Here is a 524-nt window from a genome sequence, read left to right on the forward strand (position 1 = left end):
AGGACCTGGATGCCCCGGTCGGTGTTGGGCCCCATCGCTTCGGATCCGGCGCTCTCCCGCACGTGGGTGCGCCGCGGCGCACCGGACAGCTCCACGGAGAAGTAGAGGTACCAACGGTCGCCTACCTGCTCCAGGTGGGGAGCCCACATCGTGGTCCCGTCGGAGCGGAACACCAGCTGCTCCGGCGCGCTGCGCAACCCCGCGATGGTGGACGACCGCCGCATCAGCACGTCCGAGGTCGCCGTGGTTGCGACGTAGTAGTAGTTCCCGTTGTGCTGCACCAACGTCGGGTCCGCGCTGTTGGGGGCGGGCACGACCGGGTTGCTGAACGACGAGCCGGGCGCGGCCTCGGCACGCCCCTGGCTCACGACGGCCGGCGACAGCGCGGCGATGGCGACGACGACGAGCGACAGGGCTCGTCGCGCCGGAGTTCGTGGGTTGGCGAACAACAGTGGCACTCCTCGGGGATGACGCGGCCGGGTCGGCGGCGTTGTTCAGGCGCACGTCCACGCCGTCGACGCGGA

At 71.0% G+C, this 524-nt stretch carries 1 protein-coding gene; it reads right to left on the reverse strand.

Annotated elements, in window-relative coordinates; genetic code table 11:
* Window positions 1–458: family 43 glycosylhydrolase (locus AB0G02_RS37000; RefSeq protein ID WP_360804197.1), on the reverse strand; the 458-nt coding region annotated here is incomplete at its 3' end.
* Window positions 459–524 lie beyond the last annotated feature (66 nt).

The organism is Actinosynnema sp. NPDC023658 (assembly GCF_040639995.1).
Taxonomy (GTDB): Bacteria; Actinomycetota; Actinomycetes; order Mycobacteriales; family Pseudonocardiaceae; genus Actinosynnema.